Raw genomic sequence first — 18,444 nt, 5'->3', positions numbered from 1 at the left:
GTGCGTCCCCCGACGCACCCCGCCGACGCCCGTCAGCGGCGCCGCCAATCCTCACACGATCGGATGAATCTGGGGCGAAGGTGGCGGTCCGGGCGTCACGGGCGGTTAAATTCGCGCCGTTCCAAGGGGGTCTGCACCCCGGCCCAGAAGGCAAGGCAGGAGACCGCACAGCCGATGACGGATCGCCCCCCGCAGCGCACCCCCAACCGCCAGCTCGCCGCCCTCATCGCCGAAGCCGGGTTCTCCAACGCCGGCCTGGCCAGACGCGTCGACCAACTGGGTCTCGAACACGGCCTCGACCTCCGGTACGACAAGACATCGGTGACCCGCTGGCTGCGCGGGCAGCAGCCGCGCGGCACCACGCCCGCGCTGATCGCCGAGGTCTTCACCCGCCGCCTGGGGCGACGGCTGTCCGCCCAGGACCTGGGCCTGGACGCGTGCGCGCCGGTGTACGCCGGGCTCGAATTCGCGGCCACCCCCGAGGAGGCCGTCGACATCGTCAGCGGGCTGTGGCGCAAGGACTCCGGCAGCCACGCCGAGCTCCGCAAGATCGCCTTCACCCCGGCGGGGCTCGTCGTCCCCAGCCGCGACTGGCTGATCGGCCGCGCCGACGAACGCGTGGGCCGCGGTGAACCCCCGCCCTCGACCCCGGAGGCCCGCGTCCCCGCCCAGGGCCGGGCGACCGCCTCCACTCCCGCCTCCGTACCGCGCCAGCGCGCCACCGACCGCGGGCCCGGCCAGCGCGTCACCGGCGGCGACATCGCCGCCCTCCGCTCGGTCGGCGAGCTGTTCCGCACCCTCGACCACGCGTACGGCGGCGGGCACGCCCGCCAGGCCCTCGTCCGGTACCTGGAGCACGAGGCCGAGCCGATGCTGCGCGGCGTGTACGGCGAGACGGTCGGGCGCCGGCTGTTCGCCGCGGCCGCCGACCTGACCCGGCTGGCCGGCTGGACCTCGTACGACATCGCCGCCCACGGCCTCGCCCAGCGGTACTTCGTGCAGGCGCTGCGGCTCTCACAGGCCGCCGGTGACCGCGCCTACGGCTCCTACGTACTGATCACCATGAGCCGCCAGGCCGTCTACCTCGGGCACGGGCGTGAGGCCGTGCAGCTGGCGCGCGTCGCCCAGCAGGGCGTCGGCGCGTCCGCGCCACCCGTCGTCCAGGCGATGCTGCACTCCGTCGAGGCGCGCGGGCACGCCGTCCTCGGCGAAGTGCGGGCGTGCACCTCCTCCCTCGTACGGGCCGAGCGGGCACTGGACGCCGCCCGGCCCGGCGACGACGTGCCGTACTGGGCCCGGCTCTTCGACGAGGCGCAGCTCGCCGACGACTTCGGCCACTGCCACCGCGACCTGCAGCAGTACCGGGCCGCCGCGCAGCACGCGGAACGCTCCCTCCAACTGCGCGCGCCCGCCTTCGCGCGCAGCCGCCTCTTCTGCCGCATCGTGCTCGCCACCGCCCGCCTGGGCCTCGGCGAACTGGACCAGGCGTGCGCGCTGGGCGCGGAGGCCGCCCAGCAGGCCTCCGAAATGCGCTCGGCGCGCGCGGTGGACTACGTCCGGGACTTCGAGCGTCGACTGGAGCCCTACCGGGACGCGAGCGCGGTACGGAACTATCGGGACCGGGTCGGCGCCATCGGTTAGGCGGCGGCCCGCAGAGAGGGTGCCTCGCACACGGTCGGAACACCGAGGTCACGGAGAACCGCGTCCGCGGCGCGGCGGCCCGACCGGTACGCGCCCCGCACGGTGCTCGTGTCGCGGTGGTCACCGCACACGTACAGCCCGCCCAGCAGCCGTACCGGCCGCTGCGGGTCGTGCGGCGGCGGCATCGCCGGGACCGCCTCCGGGTCGTGGTGGACGGCCAGGAGCTCCCAGTCGTCGGTGCCCGTGCCGTACAGGGCGGCCAGCTGCGTCCTGACCCGCTGGTCGAGCCGGTCCGGCGGGGCGCCCAGGACCGTCGAGCTGATCAGTACGCGGCCGTGCGGAGCCCGCGACGGGTCGACCTGGCTCATCACGGCGGAGTGCGACACCGGGCCGGTGCGGTCGCCGTCCAGGACGAGCGCCGCGTCCGGCAGCGGGGCGGCGGGCGCGGTGTGGTGCAGGACCGTCACGGGGTGGAAGCCCGGTACGCGCAGCCCCGGCAGCAGCTCGGCGGCCGCGCGGGCGCCGGTCGCCACGACCAGGGAACGGCAGCTCAGCTCGCCGTGCTCGGCGGTGACGACCTTGTTGATCGACGCGTCCTTGACGTGGACGCCGGTCTTCACCGTGCCGGGCGGCAGCGTCGCCGCCAGCCGTTCCGGGAGCGTGGCCGCGCCGCCCGCCGGGACGCACAGCCGGCCGCGCGCGTAGTCGCGCAGCGCGAGGTCGGCGCAGCGGCTGGACGTGGTCAGGTCCGGGTCGCACAGCAGCGCCGACAGCAGCGGGCGGACGAACCCGCTGACGGTTCGCGCCGGCAGGCCGCGCCCCGCGAGCGCGTCCAGCGCCGGGCGCTCGGGGCGGGCCAGCAGCCGGGCGTCCCCGGTCGCGGCGAGCCGCGCCAGCGCGGCGCCGAGCCGGGCCTGGTCCAGCGGGCGCGGCGCGCTCGCCAGGGCGCGGGCCCTGGCCCACCGGGCGGCCCTGCCGACCTCACCGGTGCGGTGCAGCCGGCCGTCGCCGTACACCAGGACACCCGGCTGGAAGAGCCGCAGATCGGCGCCGCCGAGGCCGGGGTACGAGGTGCTGAGCAACTGCCCGATCCGGTCGAGCCGGAACCCGTCGATGTGCTCGGTGGCCATGCGGCCGCCGATGTGAGGGGCGGCTTCCAGGACGCTGACGGTCACTCCCGCACTGGTCAGCTGATGAGCCGCGGCAAGTCCCGCGATTCCGGCTCCTACGATGACGACGTCCGCGTGGCGTGCGTGCTTGAGCACGTGTCCTCCCCGGGGTGGCGGTTCGGTGCGTGGGGGTGCGTGGGGGGCTCATGCCCTTGAGAGGGCGGTGGAATACCCGAGTTCGGGCTCCGAGCGTATGAGCGAGTGGCGGGGCGGGTCAGACGCGCGTGCGGGGGGTCACCGAAGCACGGGGTCGCACGAACCCCCGTGGGCGGCTCCCCGACCCCGGCGGCTCCGCCCCGGCCCCCTGACGGAGGCTGACGCCCCCGCACCCCCGGGACGCGGCGGCTTCGCGCCGCGTAAGGGGCACGCCCCGGGTGCTCACCTCGCGGAGGCGATGGCCGTGTCGATCGTGGGGAAGGCGAAGCGGAAGCCGGAGTTCAGGAGGCGGGCCGGGAGGACGCGTTGGCTGCCCAGGACGTCGGAGGCGAAGTCGCCCAGCGCGATCCGCAGCGCCGGGGCCGGGACGTGCAGGAAGGCGGGGCGGCGCAGGACGCGGCCCATGGCGGCGGTGACCTCGCGGTTGGTGACCGGTTCGGGGGCGGTGAGGTTCACCGGGCCGGCCAGGGACTCGGTGTCGAGGATGTGGCGCAGTGCGGCCACCTCGTCGTGCAGGGAGATGAAGCTCCAGTACTGCTCGCCGTTGCCCAGGCGGCCGCCCAGCCCCGCGCGGAACAGCGGGAACAGCCGCCCCCACGCGCCGCCCTCGCGCGCCACGACCAGCCCGGTGCGGGCGTACGCGACACGGATGCCCGCCTCCTCCGCGGCCGCCGCGGCGTCCTCCCACTCGACGCACACCGACGGCAGGAAACCGTCCCCGGCCGGAGCCGTCTCGTCCACCGCGCGCGACCCGGTGTCACCGTAGTAGCCGAGCGCCGTCCCGCACAGCAGGACCTTCGGCGGGGTGTCCAGGGAGGCGACGGCCTCCGCGATCGCCGCCGTGCCGAGCACCCGGCTGTCCCGGATCTCCTTCTTGTACGCCTCGTTCCAGCGGCGCTCGCCGACGCCCGCGCCCGCGAGGTGGACGACGGCGTCGCAGCCGACGAGCCCCGCCACGTCCACGTACTGCCGCTTGGGGTCCCACTCGGCCTCGTCACCGGCCCGCGCCGGGCGCCGTACGAGCCGGACCACCTCGTGGCCGTCGGCCCGCAGCGAGCGGACCAGGGCCGTACCGATGAGGCCGGTGGAACCGGTGACCGCGATACGAGCGATGCCAGAACGTTTCATGAGCCCATCCTGCCCCGTGGCACAGTGTCGGGCATGACCACCCCGCTCATACGTCCGGCACGCCCCGAGGACGGCCCCGCCCTGGCGGAGATCGACCGCGACACCTGGTCGCCGCTGCACGCCGTCGTGCCGAAGCCGCAGCCGCCGTACGACCCGTTCTTCGACTCCACCCACGGCCCGCAGGACTACCTGGTGGCGGAAGACGGCGGCCGGCCGGCCGGATACATACGGCTCGTGCCTCCCACGCGCCTCGCCTGCAACGCACATGTGCGGCAGATCCAGGGCCTCGCCGTCGCCGACTGGGCGCGCGGCCGGGGTCTCGCGCGGGCCCTGCTGCGCGCGGCGTTCGACGAGGCCGCCCGCCAGGGCGCCACCCGCGTCACGCTGCGCGTGCTGGGCCACAACAAGCCCGCCCGCACGCTCTACGCGTCGGAGGGGTTCGTCGTCGAGGGCGTACTGCCGGGGGAGTTCTACCTGGACGGGCGGTACGTCGACGACGTCCTCATGGGGCGCAGCCTCCGGTACGCCTAGGTTCGCCTAGACCCCGAAACGGTCCCAGAGCCGCGGAAAGCGCTCCTCCAGCGCCGCGTCGTCGTCGAAGTCGAAGGGCGTGCCCTCCGGTTCCGGGGCCTGCGGCGGGATGCCGAGGTCCGGCGCGACGGTGCCGGTCAGCTGCTCGTACGCCTCGTCCGCCGCGTACCCCAGCTCCTCGCCGTCCCCGTCGATCTCCTCGTCGAAGTCCTCCAGCAGCTCCGCGAGCGAGTCCGGGTCGTGCACCGCCCCCTCGAACACCTCCCGCCCCTGCCCGATCAGCCAGCAGCGGAAGTAGTCGAACGCGTCGTCGCTCGCGCCGCCCAGCAGCACGGCGGCCGCGCCCCACAGGTCCCAGGTGTACGCACGGTTGTAGCGGGCCTCGAAGTGCCGGGCGAAGTCCAGCACGGAGTCCGGATCGAGCTGCAGCAGCCGCTCGACGAGTAGCTCGGCGTGGTCCTCGGGGTCGCCCTCGGCGGCCTCGCGGGTCGTGTCGATGATCTCCCAGAACTCCGTCTCGTCCATCACGGGACAAGCATCCTGGGTCAGGGGTGACAGTGCACGCGGAGCGGCCAAAATGAAACCGGACAGAGGATGTCTTATATGACGGGCATGGTGGTCGTATGACCAACGCCAAGACCCGCGTTATGCCCCTCGCCGGCACGACCGCCCTCGTCGCCGGCGCCACGCGCGGCGCGGGCCGCGCCATCGCCGTCCAGCTCGGCGCCGCCGGAGCCACCGTGTACGTCACCGGCCGCACCACCCGTACCCGCGTCAGCGAGGTCGGCCGACCGGCCGAGACCGTCGAGGAGACCGCCGAACTGGTCACCGCGGCGGGCGGCGAGGGGATCGCCGTACCGACCGACCATCTCGTACCCGACCAGGTCCGCGCGCTGGTCACCCGCATCGACGAGGAGCGGGGACGGCTCGACGTCCTCGTCAACAGCCTCTGGGGCGGCGACCACCTGCTGAAGTTCGGCGTCACGATGTGGGACACGGATCTGGAGGCCGGACTGCGCATGCTGGACCTCGGCATCCGCAGCCACGCCATCACCAGCAGCTGCGCACTGCCGCTGCTGGTGCGTCACCCGGGCGGGCTGGTCGTCGAGATGACCGACGGAACGGCCGAGTACAACACCGCCCACTTCCGCGAGAACTTCTTCTACGACCTCGCCAAGACCACTCCCATCCGCATGGCCTTCGCTCTCGCCGAGGACCTGAAGCACGTGGGAGGCACGGCGGTCGCGGTCACCCCGGGGTTCCTGCGCTCGGAGGAGATGCTCGACGCCTTCGGCGTACGGGAGGACAACTGGCGCGACGGGACGAAGAAGGACCCGCACTTCGCGATCGCCGAATCGCCGGTCTACGTCGGCCGGGCGGTCGCCGCGCTCGCCGCCGACCCCGACCGCCACCGCTGGAACGGCCGGTCCCTCTCCAGCGGACAGCTCGCCGAGGAGTACGGCTTCACCGACGCCGACGGCTCCCAGCCGGACGCCTGGGGCTACTTCCTCGACGTCGTCCACGGCGGGAAGAAGGCGACCGCCGACGACTACCGGTAGAGCCGGGCCATCCGGTCCGCCGCCTCCGCGAACAGCGCCCGCAGAGAATCCGGCTCCAGCACCTCCGCCTCCGGCCCGAGCTGGAGGAGCTGGCTGTACGCGACCTCGTCCGACTCCACCGGCAGGGTCACCGTCACCCGGCCCTCCGCGTCCGGCGGACCGGCCGCCCGAAGCGCCTCGCGGGCGGCGGACCGGTCCGTCACGTACGGCAGGCCGCGCGCGCCGGCCTCCGTCAGCCGGACCACCACCTCCGTACGCAGCAGGGAGCGGGCGAACTCGGCCGCCCGCTCCTCCCAGAACCCCGGCAGGTCGAAGTCCTCGTCCCGTACGAAACGCTCGTCGCCGAGTGCGACGGCGGTGAACCGGTCCACCCGGTACACGCGGAGCGACGTGCCGGCGCGGGCGCACACGTACCAAACGCCCGCCTTGAGGACGAGCCCGTACGGCGCCAGGTCCCGTTCCACCTCGCCGTCCCGGCGGCGGTAGCGCACCGACACCAGCCGGTCGTCCCACACCGCTTCCGCGATCGCCGGCAGCAGTTCCGGCGTCTCGGGCTCCTGGTACCAGCCCGGGGCGTCCAGGTGGAACCGCTGCGCCACCACCACCGGCGCGTCCCGCAGCGACGGCATCAGGGCGGCCGATACCTTCAGCCGGGCCGCCGATGCCGCGTCGTCCAGGCCCATCTCACGCAGCGCGCCCGGCACCCCGGACAGGAACAGCGCCTCGGCCTCACTGCGCGCGAGGCCCGTCAGCCGCGTCCGGTAGCCGCCGATGAGCCGGTAGCCGCCCGCGCGGCCCCGGTCCGCGTACACCGGCACTCCGGCCTCCGACAGGGCCAGCGCGTCCCGCGTGATGGTCCGCTCCGACACCTCCAGCTCACGCGCCAGCTCGGCGGCCGTCATGGACGGCCGGGACTGGAGCAGGAGCACCATCTTGATCAGCCGGGCAGCGCGCATCCCCACATGATGCAGGAGGCCCCCCCGCCGAAGCGGGGGGCCTCCCGACAACACCGGCCCTACAGGCCGTAGCGCTCGCGCGCGTCCTTCACCACGGAGGCCGGGACCTCACCGCGCTTGGCCAGCTGCGCCAGCGCCGCGACCACGACCGACTCGGCGTCCACGCCGAAGTGGCGGCGCGCCGCCTCACGCGTGTCCGACAGGCCGAAGCCGTCCGCGCCGAGCGAGCTGTAGTCCTGCTCGACCCACTGCGCGATCTGGTCCGGGACCTGGCGCATGTAGTCGGTGACCGCGAGCACCGGGCCGGGCGCGTCGGCCAGCACCTGGCGGACGTACGGCACCCGCTCCTCGCCGCGCAGCAGCGCCGCGTCGGCCTCCAGCGCGTCGCGCCGCAGCTCGGTCCACGAGGTCGCGGACCACACGTCGGCGGTCACGCCCCACTCGGCGGCCAGCAGCTCCTGGGCCTTCAGCGCCCAGTGGATCGCCGTACCGGAGGACAGCAGCTGGATGCGCGGGGCGTCGGCCGTGACCGGGGTGCCCTCCTTGAAGCGGTACAGGCCCTTGATGATGCCCTCGTCCACGCCCTCGGGCTTGGCCGGCTGCGGCATCGGCTCGTTGTAGACGGTCAGGTAGTAGAAGACGTTCGGGTCCTCGCCCGGGGCCGTCTCGCCGTACATCCGGCGCAGACCGTCCTTGACGATCGCCGCGACCTCGTACGCGAACGCCGGGTCGTACGTCAGCGCCGCCGGGTTGGTCGCCGCGATGACGGGGGAGTGGCCGTCGGCGTGCTGGAGGCCCTCACCGGTCAGGGTGGTGCGGCCGGCCGTCGCGCCGACGAGGAAGCCGCGGCCGAGCTGGTCGCCGAGCTGCCACATCTGGTCGGCCGTCCGCTGCCAGCCGAACATCGAGTAGAAGATGTAGAAGGGGATCATCTGCTCGCCGTGCGTCGAGTACGCGGTCGACGCGGCGATGAAGTCGGCCATCGAGCCGGCCTCGGTGATGCCCTCGTTGAGGATCTGGCCGTCCTTGGCCTCGCGGTAGTACATCAGCTGGTCGCGGTCGACCGGCTCGTACGTCTGGCCCTTCGGCGAGTAGATGCCGAGCGACGGGAACAGCGACTCCATACCGAAGGTGCGGGCCTCGTCCGGGACGATCGGCACCCAGCGCTTGCCGGTCTGCTTGTCGCGGATCAGGTCCTTCATCAGGCGTACGAAGGCCATGGTCGTCGCGACCGACTGCTGGCCGGAGCCCTTGTCGAACGCGGCGAACGTCTTGTCGGCCGGCGCCGGCAGCGGGTCCAGGGCGTGCATGCGGCGCGCCGGGGCGGGGCCGCCGAGGGCCGCGCGGCGCTCCTGGAGGTAGCGGACCTCGGGGGAGTCGGCGCCGGGGTGGCCGTAGGGCACCTGGCCGTCGACGAAGGCGGAGTCCGGGATCGGCAGGCCCAGCAGGTCCCGCATGTCCTTGAACTCGTCCACCGAGAGCTTCTTCATCTGGTGGTTGGCGTTCTTGGACTCGAAGCCCTTGCCGAGGGTGAAGCCCTTCACCGTCTGGGCGAGGATCACGGTCGGCGCGCCCTTGTGCTCCAGGGCCGCCTTGTACGCGGCGAAGACCTTGCGCGGCTCGTGGCCACCGCGCGAGTACTGGAAGCACTCGATGATCTTGTCGTCGGACAGCAGCTTGCCCATCTCGACGAGTGCGGGGTCCTTGCCGAAGAAGTCCTCGCGGATGTAGGCGGCGTCGCGGGTCTGGTACGTCTGGATCTGCGCGTCCGGTACCTCGCGCAGCCGGCGTACCAGCGCGCCCGTGGTGTCGAGCTGGAACAGCTCGTCCCAGGCGTTGCCCCACAGCGACTTCACGACGTTCCAGCCGGCGCCGCGGAACTGGGCCTCCAGCTCCTGCACGATCTTGAAGTTGGCGCGGACCGGGCCGTCGAGGCGCTGGAGGTTGCAGTTGATGACGAAGGTGAGGTTGTCGAGCTCCTCACGGGCGGCGAGCGCGAGGGCCGCCGTCGACTCGGGCTCGTCCATCTCGCCGTCGCCGAGGAACGCCCACACGTGGGAGTTGGAGACGTCCTTGATGTCGCGGTTGGTCAGGTAGCGGTTGAACCGCGCCTGGTAGATCGCGGAGAGCGGGCCGAGGCCCATCGACACCGTCGGGAACTCCCACAGCCAGGGCAGGCGGCGCGGGTGCGGGTAGGACGGCAGGCCGTTGCCGCCGGACTCCTGGCGGAAGTTGTCCAGCTGCTGCGCGTTCAGCCGTCCGTCGAGGAAGGCGCGGGCGTAGATGCCGGGGGAGGCGTGGCCCTGGATGTAGAGCTGGTCGCCGGAGCCGTCCTGCTCCTTGCCCCGGAAGAAGTGGTTGAAGCCGGTCTCGTAGAGCCAGGCGGCGGAGGCGAAGGTGGCGATGTGGCCGCCGACGCCGTACTTGGAGCCGCGGGAGACCATGGCGGCCGCGTTCCAGCGGTTCCAGGCGGTGATCTTCGCTTCCATCTCCTCGTCGCCGTCGAAGCCGAAGGCGGGCTCGGCGGCGGTGGGGATGGTGTTGACGTAGTCGGTTTCGAGCAGCTTGGGCAGCGCCAGACCGGCGCCCTCGGCGCGCTCCAGGGTGCGTCGCATCAGGTACGCGGCGCGGTGCGGCCCGGCGGCCTTGGCGACGGCGTCGAGGGACGCCTGCCACTCGGCGGTCTCCTCGGGGTCGCGGTCCGGCAGCTGGTCGAGCTCGCTCGGCTGGATGCGGGTGGGGTCGGTCATAGTCGCCGCCTTCCGGAGTCGAAGGGGTGTGGAGCCCTTGGTCTTGGCAGGACAGGGCGAGGGGACCTCTGTTGAAGTCCGCGGACGACTGTACGACCGTGATCGATGATCGATCAAAGTGTTGAGGCAAAAATCTTTCCCCAAAGGCCAAAGTCGGCATTCGGTGCCACAAAAATGGGCACCCGGTGCCTTGTTTTCGCAGGTGGGGACGCCGAATGAGCGCGCGTGGCGCCCGATGAGCGGGGGGGCGTGCGCGGGGGCGCGCAGTCAGGCGCGGGGGGCACAGCCGAGGACGTGCTCCTTCACCAGCACCCCGATCCGGGGGTCCCGGCGGCGGAAGGCCTGCACGAGCTCCTCGTGCTCCTCCGCGTACGACTTCTGTACGGTGCCGAGCCAGCGGATCGACAGTGCCGTGAAGACCTCGATACCGAGGCCCTCCCAGGTGTGCAGCAGCACGCTGTTGTGGGCGGCCCGCACCAGCTCCCGGTGGAAGCCCACCGTGTGCCGCACCTGCGCCGTACCGTCCGCCCGTGCGTCCGCCTCGTACAGCGCCGCCACGTGCGGCTCCAGGGCCGAGCAGTCCTCACCGAGCCGGTCCGCCGCCAGCTCGGCGGCGATCTGCTCCAGGCCGGCCCGCACCGGATAGCTCTCCTCCAGGTCCGCCGCGGTGAGGTTGCGCACCCGTACGCCCTTGTTGGGCGCCGACTCGATCAGCCGGAGGCTCTCCAGCTCGCGCAGCGCCTCGCGCACGGGCGTCTGGCTGACCGCCAGCTCGGTGGCGATGCGCCGCTCGACGATCCGCTCCCCCGGCTTCCAGCGGCCGCTGACGATGCCCTCCACGATGTGCTCGCGGATCTGCTCGCGCAGCGAGTGGACGACGGGCGGGGTCATGGGGGCTCCTTCGCTGCTGCGGCGGTCGATCGCCATTATTCCGCCCGGTCAGCCCGTACGGCTGCCCCGTGCGGGAGACGCCCGTCACGCGACGGCGCCCCCGGCCGGATGTGCTCCGGCCGGGGGCGCCGCTGTCGTACGCCTCAGAGGCTCACAGGCCGAGGTCGACCTCGAACTCGCCCGCCTCCAGGATCGCCTTGACGGCCGTCAGGTAGCGGGCCGCGTCGGCGCCGTCCACCAGACGGTGGTCGTAGGAGAGCGACAGGTACGTCATGTCGCGCACCGCGATGGTCTCGCCCAGGTCCGGGTGGTTGATGACCACCGGGCGCTTGACGGTGGCGCCGATGCCCAGGATGGCGACCTGGTTCGGCGGCACGATGACCGTGTCGAACAGCGCACCGCGCGAGCCGGTGTTGCTGATCGTGAAGGTGGCGCCGGACATGTCGTCCGGGGTGAGGCCGCCGCCACGGGCCTTGCCGGCCAGCTCCGCGGTCTTCTTGGCGATACCGGCGATGTTCAGGTCGCCCGCGCCCTTGATGACCGGGGTCATCAGACCCTTCTCGGCGTCCACGGCGATGCCGATGTTCTCCGAGTCGAAGTACGTGATCGTGCCCTCGTCCTCGTTGATCCGGGCGTTGATGACCGGGTGGGCCTTCAGCGCCTGGGCCGCCGCCTTCACGAAGAACGGCATCGGGGAGAGCTTGACGCCCTCGCGGGCGGCGAACGCGTCCTTGGCGCGGCCCCGCAGCTTCATCAGCTTGGTGATGTCGACCTCGACGACCGAGGTCAGCTGGGCCTGCGAGTGCAGCGCCTTCATCATGTTGTCGCCGATGACCTTGCGCATCCGGGTCATCTTGACCGTCTGGCCGCGCAGCGGGGACGCCTCCAGGGCCGGAGCCTTCGGCGCGGCGGCGGCCGGGGCGGCAGCGGCCGGAGCCGGGGCAGCGGCGGCGGCCTTCGCGGCCTCGGCGGCGGCGATGACGTCCTGCTTGCGGATACGGCCGCCGACGCCGGTGCCCTTGACGGACGCCAGGTCGACACCGTTCTCGGCGGCGAGCTTGCGGACCAGCGGGGTCACGTACGCGCCGTCCTCCGCAGGCTGTGCGGCAGCGGGGGCGGGGGCAGGCGTGACCGGAGCGGCCGGGGCGGGAGCCGGAGCGGCCGGAGCCGGAGCAGCGGCGGCGGGCGCGGGCTGCGCCGGAGCGGGCGCCGGAGCGGCGGGGGCGGCCTGGGCGGGCGCCGGGGCGGCCGGGGCCGGGGCCTCGGCGGCGGGGGCCGGGGCAGCGGCGGGAGCCGCGGCAGGGGCCGCACCCGGGGCGCCGATGACGGCCAGCTTGGCGCCGACCTCGGCGGTCTCGTCCTCGCCGACCACGATCTCCAGCAGCACACCGGAAGCCGGGGCCGGGATCTCGGTGTCGACCTTGTCCGTGGAGACCTCGAGCAGCGGCTCGTCCTCCGTGACCTCCTCGCCGACCTCCTTCAGCCAGCGGGTGACGGTGCCCTCGGTGACCGACTCGCCCAGCGCGGGCAGGACGACGTCGGTGCCCTCGGCACCACCGGCCGGGGCGGCGGCCGGAGCCGGAGCCTCGGCGGCCGGGGCCGGAGCGGGGGCCGCGGCCTCCTGAGCCGGGGCTTCCTGCGCCGGGGCCGGGGCGGCCTGGGCCTCGGCGGCCGGAGCCGGAGCCTCGGCCGGGGCGCCCGTGCCGTCGTCGATGACGGCCAGCTCGGCGCCGACCTCGACGGTCTCGTCCTCGGCGACCTTGATGGACGCCAGGACACCGGAGGCGGGGGCCGGGATCTCGGTGTCGACCTTGTCCGTCGACACCTCCAGCAGCGGCTCGTCGGCCTCGACGCGCTCGCCCTCGGCCTTCAGCCAGCGGGTGACAGTGCCCTCGGTGACGCTCTCGCCGAGCGCCGGCAGGGTTACGGAAACCGACATGGTTTCGGTTGCTCCTAACGAATTGCGGAAAGTGGTCGTCGCGCCCGGACTGAAGGCGTCAGTCGTGGGAGTGGAGGGGCTTGCCGGCCAGCGCCAGGTGGGCCTCGCCGAGCGCCTCGTTCTGCGTCGGGTGGGCGTGGATGAGCTGCGCGACCTCGGCCGGCAGCGCCTCCCAGTTGTAGATCAGCTGCGCTTCGCCGACCTGCTCGCCCATGCGGTCACCGACCATGTGGACGCCGACCACGGCACCGTCCTTGACCTGGACGAGCTTGATCTCGCCCGCGGTCTTGAGGATCTTGCTCTTGCCGTTGCCCGCGAGGTTGTACTTCAGGGCGACGACCTTGTCCGCGCCGTAGATCTCCTTGGCCTTGGCCTCGGTGATGCCGACGGAGGCGACCTCGGGGTGGCAGTACGTCACCCGGGGCACGCCGTCGTAGTCGATCGGAACGGTATTCAGACCGGCCAGACGCTCCGCCACCAGGATGCCCTCGGCGAAGCCGACGTGCGCGAGCTGGAGGGTCGGGACGAGGTCGCCGACGGCCGAGACGGTCGGCACGTTCGTGCGCATGTACTCGTCGACGAGGACGTAGCCGCGGTCCATCGCGACGCCCTGCTCCTCGTACCCGAGACCGGCCGAGACCGGGCCGCGGCCGATGGCGACGAGCAGCACCTCGGCCTCGAAGGTCTTGCCGTCCGCCAGGGTGACCTTGACCCCGTTGTCGGTGTACTCGGCGCTCTGGAAGAACGTACCGAGGTTGAACTTGATGCCGCGCTTGCGGAAGGCGCGCTCAAGAAGCTTCGAGCTGTTCTCGTCCTCGACCGGGACGAGGTGCTTCAGGCCCTCGATGACCGTGACGTCCGTGCCGAAGGACTTCCACGCGGAGGCGAACTCGACGCCGATGACGCCGCCGCCCAGGATGATCGCGGACTCCGGGACCCGGTCCAGGGTCAGCGCGTGGTCCGAGGAGATGATGCGGTTGCCGTCGATCTCCAGGCCCGGGAGGGACTTCGGTACGGAACCGGTGGCGAGGAGGACGTGGCGGCCCTCGACCCGCTGGCCGTTCACGTCGACGGAGGTGGGGGAGGACAGCCGGCCCTCACCCTCGATGTAGGTCACCTTGCGGGAGGCGACCAGACCCTGCAGGCCCTTGTAGAGGCCCGAGATCACGTCGTCCTTGTACTTGTGGACGGCCTTGATGTCGATGCCCTCGAAGGAGGCGAGGACGCCGAACTGGTCCGCCTCGCGGGCCTGGTCCGCGATCTCACCGGCGTGGAGCAGGGCCTTGGTGGGGATGCATCCGTTGTGCAGGCAGGTGCCGCCGAGCTTGTTCTTCTCGATCAGTGCGACGTCCAGGCCCAGCTGCGCACCCCGCAGGGCCGCGGCGTACCCGCCACTGCCACCGCCGAGGATCACTAGGTCGAAAACGGTGCTGGCGTCGTTCGCCACGTCACGTCCTCCATGCATGTGCGCCGGTCGCCGGTCGTCGACGACCGGGCGGCGGCTGGTGTTCGGCCGCTGTTTTTTCGGCCCTGTGGTGGGGGCCCTGTCCTGCCGAGAACCCATCTTCGCACTTGTTGCCGGAGCGCGGGACGCGGGGCCGGGGTGTGAGACGGCCGAGCCGCCCTTTTTGTGGCTCGGTTCACCTCCGGGGCGCCTCAGCGTGCGTCGACGGTCGATCGTGCTCGGGTCGCTCGTTCCTCACGACCCTCCGCGCGTTCTCCCTTTCGACACCCGCGCGCCCCTTCGGCTCACTCGCCCGGGCGCACCACGGCCCCGGATCGTCCGTCCGGGGCCGTGGGTCTCACGCGTGGATCAGCCGAGATCCCCGGCCGCCGTGCGCTCCGCCAGCCTCACCAGGGTGCGGACCGCCGAGCCCGTGCCGCCCTTCGGGGTGTAGCCGAAGGGGCCGCCCTCGTTGTAGGCCGGGCCCGCGATGTCCAGGTGGGCCCAGGCGATGCCCTCACCCACGAACTCCTTCAGGAACAGGCCGGCCACCAGGCCGCCGCCCATCCGCTCGCCCATGTTGGCGATGTCGGCGGTCGGGGAGTCCATGCCCTTGCGGAGGTCGGCCGGGAGGGGCATCGGCCAGGACGCCTCGCCGACCTCCTCCGCGATCTCGTGGAGGGAGGTACGGAAAGCGTCGTCGTTGGCCATGATGCCGAACGTGCGGTTGCCCAGCGCCAGCACCATGGCGCCGGTCAGCGTCGCCACGTCGACGATCGCGTCCGGGTTCTCCTCCGACGCCCGGGTCAGGGCGTCGGCCAGGACCAGCCGGCCCTCGGCGTCGGTGTTCAGGACCTCCACCGTCTTGCCGCTGTACATGTGCAGCACGTCACCGGGGCGGACGGCGGAACCGGACGGCATGTTCTCGGCGAGCGCCAGCCAGCCGGTGACGTTCACCGCCAGGCCCAGGCGGGCGGCCGTGACGACGGCGGCGAACACCGCGGCCGCGCCGCTCATGTCGCACTTCATCGTCTCGTTGTGGCCGGCCGGCTTCAGGGAGATGCCGCCCGAGTCGTACGTGATGCCCTTGCCGACCAGGGCCAGGGTCTTCTCCGCCTTGGGGTGCGTGTAGGCGAGCTTCACCAGGCGCGGACCGTGCTCCGAGCCCTGGCCGACGCCCAGGATGCCGCCGTACCCGCCCTTGACGAGCGCCTTCTCGTCGAGGACCTGCACCTTGATGCCGTGTTCCTTGCCGGCCGCGGTGGCGATGGCAGCGAAGGACTCCGGGTAGAGGTCGTTCGGCGGGGTGTTGATCAGGTCGCGGGCGCGGTTGATCTCCTCGGCCAGCGCGATCGCGCGCTCGGCCCCCGCCTTGTACGCCTTGTCGCGCGGCTTGGCGCCCAGCAGCGCCACCTCGGCGAGCGGGGCCTTGGCGTCCCGGGCCGCCTTGCCGTTCTTGGCGGACCGGTACGCGGTGAAGGCGTACGCGCCCAGCAGCGCGCCCTCGGCGATCGCCTCGGCGTCCTCGACCGCCTCGATCGGCAGGGCGAACGCGGCCTTCTTCGTGCCGCTCAGCGCGCGGGCCGCGCAGCCCGCGGCACGGCGCAGCGCCTCGGCGTCGTACGCCTCGTCCTTCTCCGGTGCCGTGCCGAGCCCCACCGCGAGCACGACCGGGGCCTTCAGCCCGGACGGCGAGGGCACCTTGGTCACCTCACCCTCGGCGCCCGAGGCACCGAGGGTCTCCAGGACGGTGGCGAGCTTTCCGCCGAACGCCTTGTCCACGGCCTCGGCGCCCGCTGCGACAACGAGTCCCTTGCCGCCCCCCGGGCTCTTGGCGACGCCGACGACGAGAGCGTCGGCGCGCAGTGTCGCCGCGCCGGCGGTGCTGAGAGTGAGAGCAGTCACGGTGGTGAAATCTCGCTTCCGATTGAGTTCTGAGGCGGTCGAGGGGTGGGACGACCGGGTCCTGCGGCATCGTAAGTCGCGCCCGGGAAACACCGGGAACGAGCCTACGCGTGCCGCCCCGTTTCGCTCACGGCGGCGGCAATTCACTCATCCGTGGCGTCTCCTCAACGTTTGCTACGTCAACCGATGAGAGCTGCGTCACACTCCCTGCAATCGCACAAGGGAGCAACGTACCCCTTTGCATCATCTCCACAGACCCTCCCTGTGCCCGCACGCGCGCGGAGGACCCACAAGGGGGGAACGCATATGCACACATTCGGACTCCGGGGCGGCAGGGCGGCGGGGACGCTGCCGGTCGTGACGCTGCTGGCCACGGCCCTGCTCGCCACGGCCGTGCCGGCCGGTCCGGCCGTGGCGGCCCCACTCGCGCCGCGGATCGACCTGAGGGTGCTGGTCGTGGACGACGGCGGCAGCGCGGTCGGGGCGATCACCTCCGAACTGAACGGCTCCGGCGTCCCGTACCGCACGGTCCGCCTCACCGACCCGGCGCGCCCCGTCATCGACGCCGCGTTCCTCGCCGACACGGTCGACGGGCGGCCCCGCGCCAAGTACCAGGGCGTGGTGCTGCCGGACGAGGCGCCGGGGGGCCTGGCGGCGGCGGAGCGGGCCGCCCTCACCGCGTACGAGCGCACGTACGCCATCCCCCAGGTCGACGCCCACACCTGGGCCCACCCGGGCGTCGGCCTCGACTACACCAGTGAAGGCGGCCGCTCAGGCGTCATGGACGGGGTCCGCGCCGAGCTCACCCCCGCCGGGAAGGCGGGCCCCTTCCGGTACCTCGACGGGCCGGTCACCTTCGAGGACAACGACCCGGACATCGCCGAGAGTTACGGGTACGCCGGCCGGCCCCGCGAAGGCTTCACCAGCTACCTCGACGTCCCCACCGAGGACGGCGGACGCGCCGGCCTCATCGGGGAGTACGCCCGCGACGGCCGGCGCGAACTGGTCGTCACCTTCGCCTACAACCAGCACCAGCGGCAGTTCCGGGCCCTGGCCCGCGGCATCGTGGAGTGGCTGACGGGAGGCGTCCACCTCGGGCAGAACCGCAACTACCTGTCCGTCCACGTCGACGACGTCTTCGCCCCCGACGCCCGCTGGGACACCGAACGCAACTGCACGCCCGGCGACTTCGACTGCGCCGGCGGCGACGGTGAAGGCACCGAGCCGATCCGGATGACCGCGGCCGACGCCGAGTACGCCGCCCAGTGGCAGCGCTCCGCCGGCTTCACCCTCGACATGGTCTACAACGCCGGCTCCGGCGAGGAGTGGAAGGCCCAGAACGGCGGCAGTGACCCGCTCACCGCCCGGCTGGTGGCCGACCGCGCCCAGTACCGCTGGGTCAACCACACCTACACGCACCCGTTCCTCGGCTGCGTCCAGGACACCTCCACCGTCCCGTGGACCTGCGCCAAGGACGCGTACGGGAACACCCGCTGGATGAGCCGCGCCGAGATCGCCGCGCAGATCCGCGACAACCACACCTGGGCCGTGAACCGGGGCATCGCCGTCGACCGCACCGAACTGGTCACCGGCGAGCACTCCGGCCTCAAGACCCTCCCGCAGCAGCCCGCCGACAACCCGAACCTCGCCGGCGCCCTCGCCGACACCGGAGTGAAGTGGATCGCGAGCGACAACTCCCGCGAGCCCCGGCAGCGCCCCGTCGGCGCCGCGAACACCGTCCCGCGCCACCCGATGAACGTGTACTACAACGTCGGCACCGCCGCCGAGATGACCGACGAGTACAACTGGATCTACACGTCCAAGGAGGACGGCGGCAGCGGCGTCTGCGCGACCAACCCCGCCTCCACCTGCCTCGACGAGCCGCTCGACGTCACCACCGGCTACGCCTCGTACATCGTGCCGCAGGAGGCCCGTATCGCCCTGGGCCACGTCATCGCCAACGACCCCCGCCCGCACTACGTCCACCAGTCCAACCTCGCCGAGGACCGCCTCCTCTACCCCGTCCTCGACAAGGTCCTCGCCGACTACCGCAGCCTGTTCGCCGACAACACCCCGCTCATCAACCCCCGCCACCGCGACGCCGGTACGGAACTGGCCCGCCGCGCCGCCTGGGACAAGGCCCTCGCGGACGGCAAGGTCACCGCGTACCGCATCGGCACCACCGTCACCGTCAGGGCGCCTGCCGGAGTGACCACCCCCGTCACCGCACCCGAGGGGACCCGCAAACAGCAGCTGCTCGGTACGACGGCGTTCGGCACCCCGTACGCCGGAGCGCGCTCCGCCTGGACCGCGCCCGAGGTGCTCCAGACCGCCGTCACCCTCACGCTGCCGACCGCCTGACCCGCTCACTTCCG

The 18,444-nt window shown here is 72.5% G+C and carries 13 protein-coding genes; 4 read left to right on the top strand and 9 right to left on the bottom strand.

All coding sequences use genetic code 11. The features are described from left to right. The first annotated feature begins 174 nt into the window (after window positions 1–174). Window positions 175–1,641 (top strand): regulator, encoded by a 1,467-nt coding sequence (locus BKD26_RS08020; RefSeq protein WP_084897129.1) that lies wholly within the window; start codon window positions 175–177, stop codon window positions 1,639–1,641. On the opposite strand, the gene BKD26_RS08015 is transcribed toward BKD26_RS08020, so the two are convergent. After that, window positions 1,638–2,906 (bottom strand): NAD(P)/FAD-dependent oxidoreductase, encoded by a 1,269-nt coding sequence (locus tag BKD26_RS08015; RefSeq protein WP_084897128.1) that lies wholly within the window; start codon window positions 2,904–2,906, stop codon window positions 1,638–1,640. The genes BKD26_RS08020 and BKD26_RS08015 overlap by 4 nt on opposite strands. 282 nt (window positions 2,907–3,188) lie before the next feature. Then, on the bottom strand, window positions 3,189–4,094 hold the full coding sequence (locus tag BKD26_RS08010) for a TIGR01777 family oxidoreductase (protein WP_084897127.1): 906 nt from the start codon (window positions 4,092–4,094) through the stop codon (window positions 3,189–3,191). A 33-nt stretch (window positions 4,095–4,127) separates the two neighbouring features. Between BKD26_RS08010 and BKD26_RS08005 the strand changes: the two genes are divergently transcribed. Beyond that, window positions 4,128–4,625 (top strand): GNAT family N-acetyltransferase, encoded by a 498-nt coding sequence (locus BKD26_RS08005; RefSeq protein ID WP_084897126.1) that lies wholly within the window; start codon window positions 4,128–4,130, stop codon window positions 4,623–4,625. A gap of 6 nt (window positions 4,626–4,631) precedes the next feature. Here the strand turns inward: BKD26_RS08005 and BKD26_RS08000 are convergent, their stop codons facing one another. Continuing rightward, window positions 4,632–5,150 (bottom strand): DUF4240 domain-containing protein, encoded by a 519-nt coding sequence (locus BKD26_RS08000; protein ID WP_073752066.1) that lies wholly within the window; start codon window positions 5,148–5,150, stop codon window positions 4,632–4,634. A 98-nt stretch (window positions 5,151–5,248) separates the two neighbouring features. Between BKD26_RS08000 and BKD26_RS07995 the strand changes: the two genes are divergently transcribed. Next, window positions 5,249–6,184, top strand: a complete 936-nt coding sequence (locus BKD26_RS07995) for an SDR family oxidoreductase (RefSeq protein ID WP_084897125.1) — start codon at window positions 5,249–5,251, stop codon at window positions 6,182–6,184. Here the strand turns inward: BKD26_RS07995 and BKD26_RS07990 are convergent. From BKD26_RS07990 to BKD26_RS07965, 6 genes are all read right to left on the bottom strand, one after another. After that, a complete protein-coding gene (locus BKD26_RS07990) occupies window positions 6,175–7,140 on the bottom strand; it encodes a YafY family protein (RefSeq protein ID WP_084897124.1) in 966 nt (321 codons plus the stop codon). The two genes, BKD26_RS07995 and BKD26_RS07990, sit on opposite strands and share 10 nt — an antisense overlap. Before the next feature lie 59 nt (window positions 7,141–7,199). Continuing rightward, a complete protein-coding gene (gene aceE / locus BKD26_RS07985) occupies window positions 7,200–9,890 on the bottom strand; it encodes a pyruvate dehydrogenase (acetyl-transferring), homodimeric type (RefSeq protein ID WP_084897123.1) in 2,691 nt (896 codons plus the stop codon). A 267-nt stretch (window positions 9,891–10,157) separates the two neighbouring features. Next, entirely contained in the window at window positions 10,158–10,781 is a 624-nt protein-coding gene (locus BKD26_RS07980; RefSeq protein ID WP_073752070.1) for a GntR family transcriptional regulator, read from the bottom strand. 151 nt (window positions 10,782–10,932) lie between these two features. Next, the gene (gene sucB / locus BKD26_RS07975; RefSeq protein WP_084897122.1) at window positions 10,933–12,720 is read right to left on the bottom strand and encodes a 2-oxoglutarate dehydrogenase, E2 component, dihydrolipoamide succinyltransferase; all 1,788 of its coding nucleotides are present in this window, start codon (window positions 12,718–12,720) and stop codon (window positions 10,933–10,935) included. Window positions 12,721–12,778: 58 nt separating this feature from the next. Further along, window positions 12,779–14,167 carry a dihydrolipoyl dehydrogenase gene (gene lpdA, locus BKD26_RS07970; protein ID WP_084897121.1) on the bottom strand — a complete coding sequence of 463 codons (1,389 nt, stop codon included), beginning with the start codon at window positions 14,165–14,167 and terminating at the stop codon, window positions 12,779–12,781. A gap of 366 nt (window positions 14,168–14,533) precedes the next feature. Beyond that, window positions 14,534–16,069, bottom strand: coding sequence for a leucyl aminopeptidase (locus BKD26_RS07965; protein ID WP_084897120.1), 1,536 nt, complete (start codon window positions 16,067–16,069; stop codon window positions 14,534–14,536). Between the two features lie 306 nt (window positions 16,070–16,375). Here BKD26_RS07965 and BKD26_RS07960 point away from each other — a divergent pair, with 306 nt between their 5' ends. Next, window positions 16,376–18,430, top strand: a complete 2,055-nt coding sequence (locus BKD26_RS07960) for a hypothetical protein (protein ID WP_084897119.1) — start codon at window positions 16,376–16,378, stop codon at window positions 18,428–18,430. Window positions 18,431–18,444: the final 14 nt, after the last annotated feature.

The organism is Streptomyces sp. CB03238 (genome assembly GCF_002099185.1).
Lineage (GTDB): Bacteria > Actinomycetota > Actinomycetes > Streptomycetales > Streptomycetaceae > Streptomyces.
The sequence above is the reverse complement of the archived record's forward strand: the minus strand, read 5'-3'. Positions and strand labels throughout refer to the sequence as shown.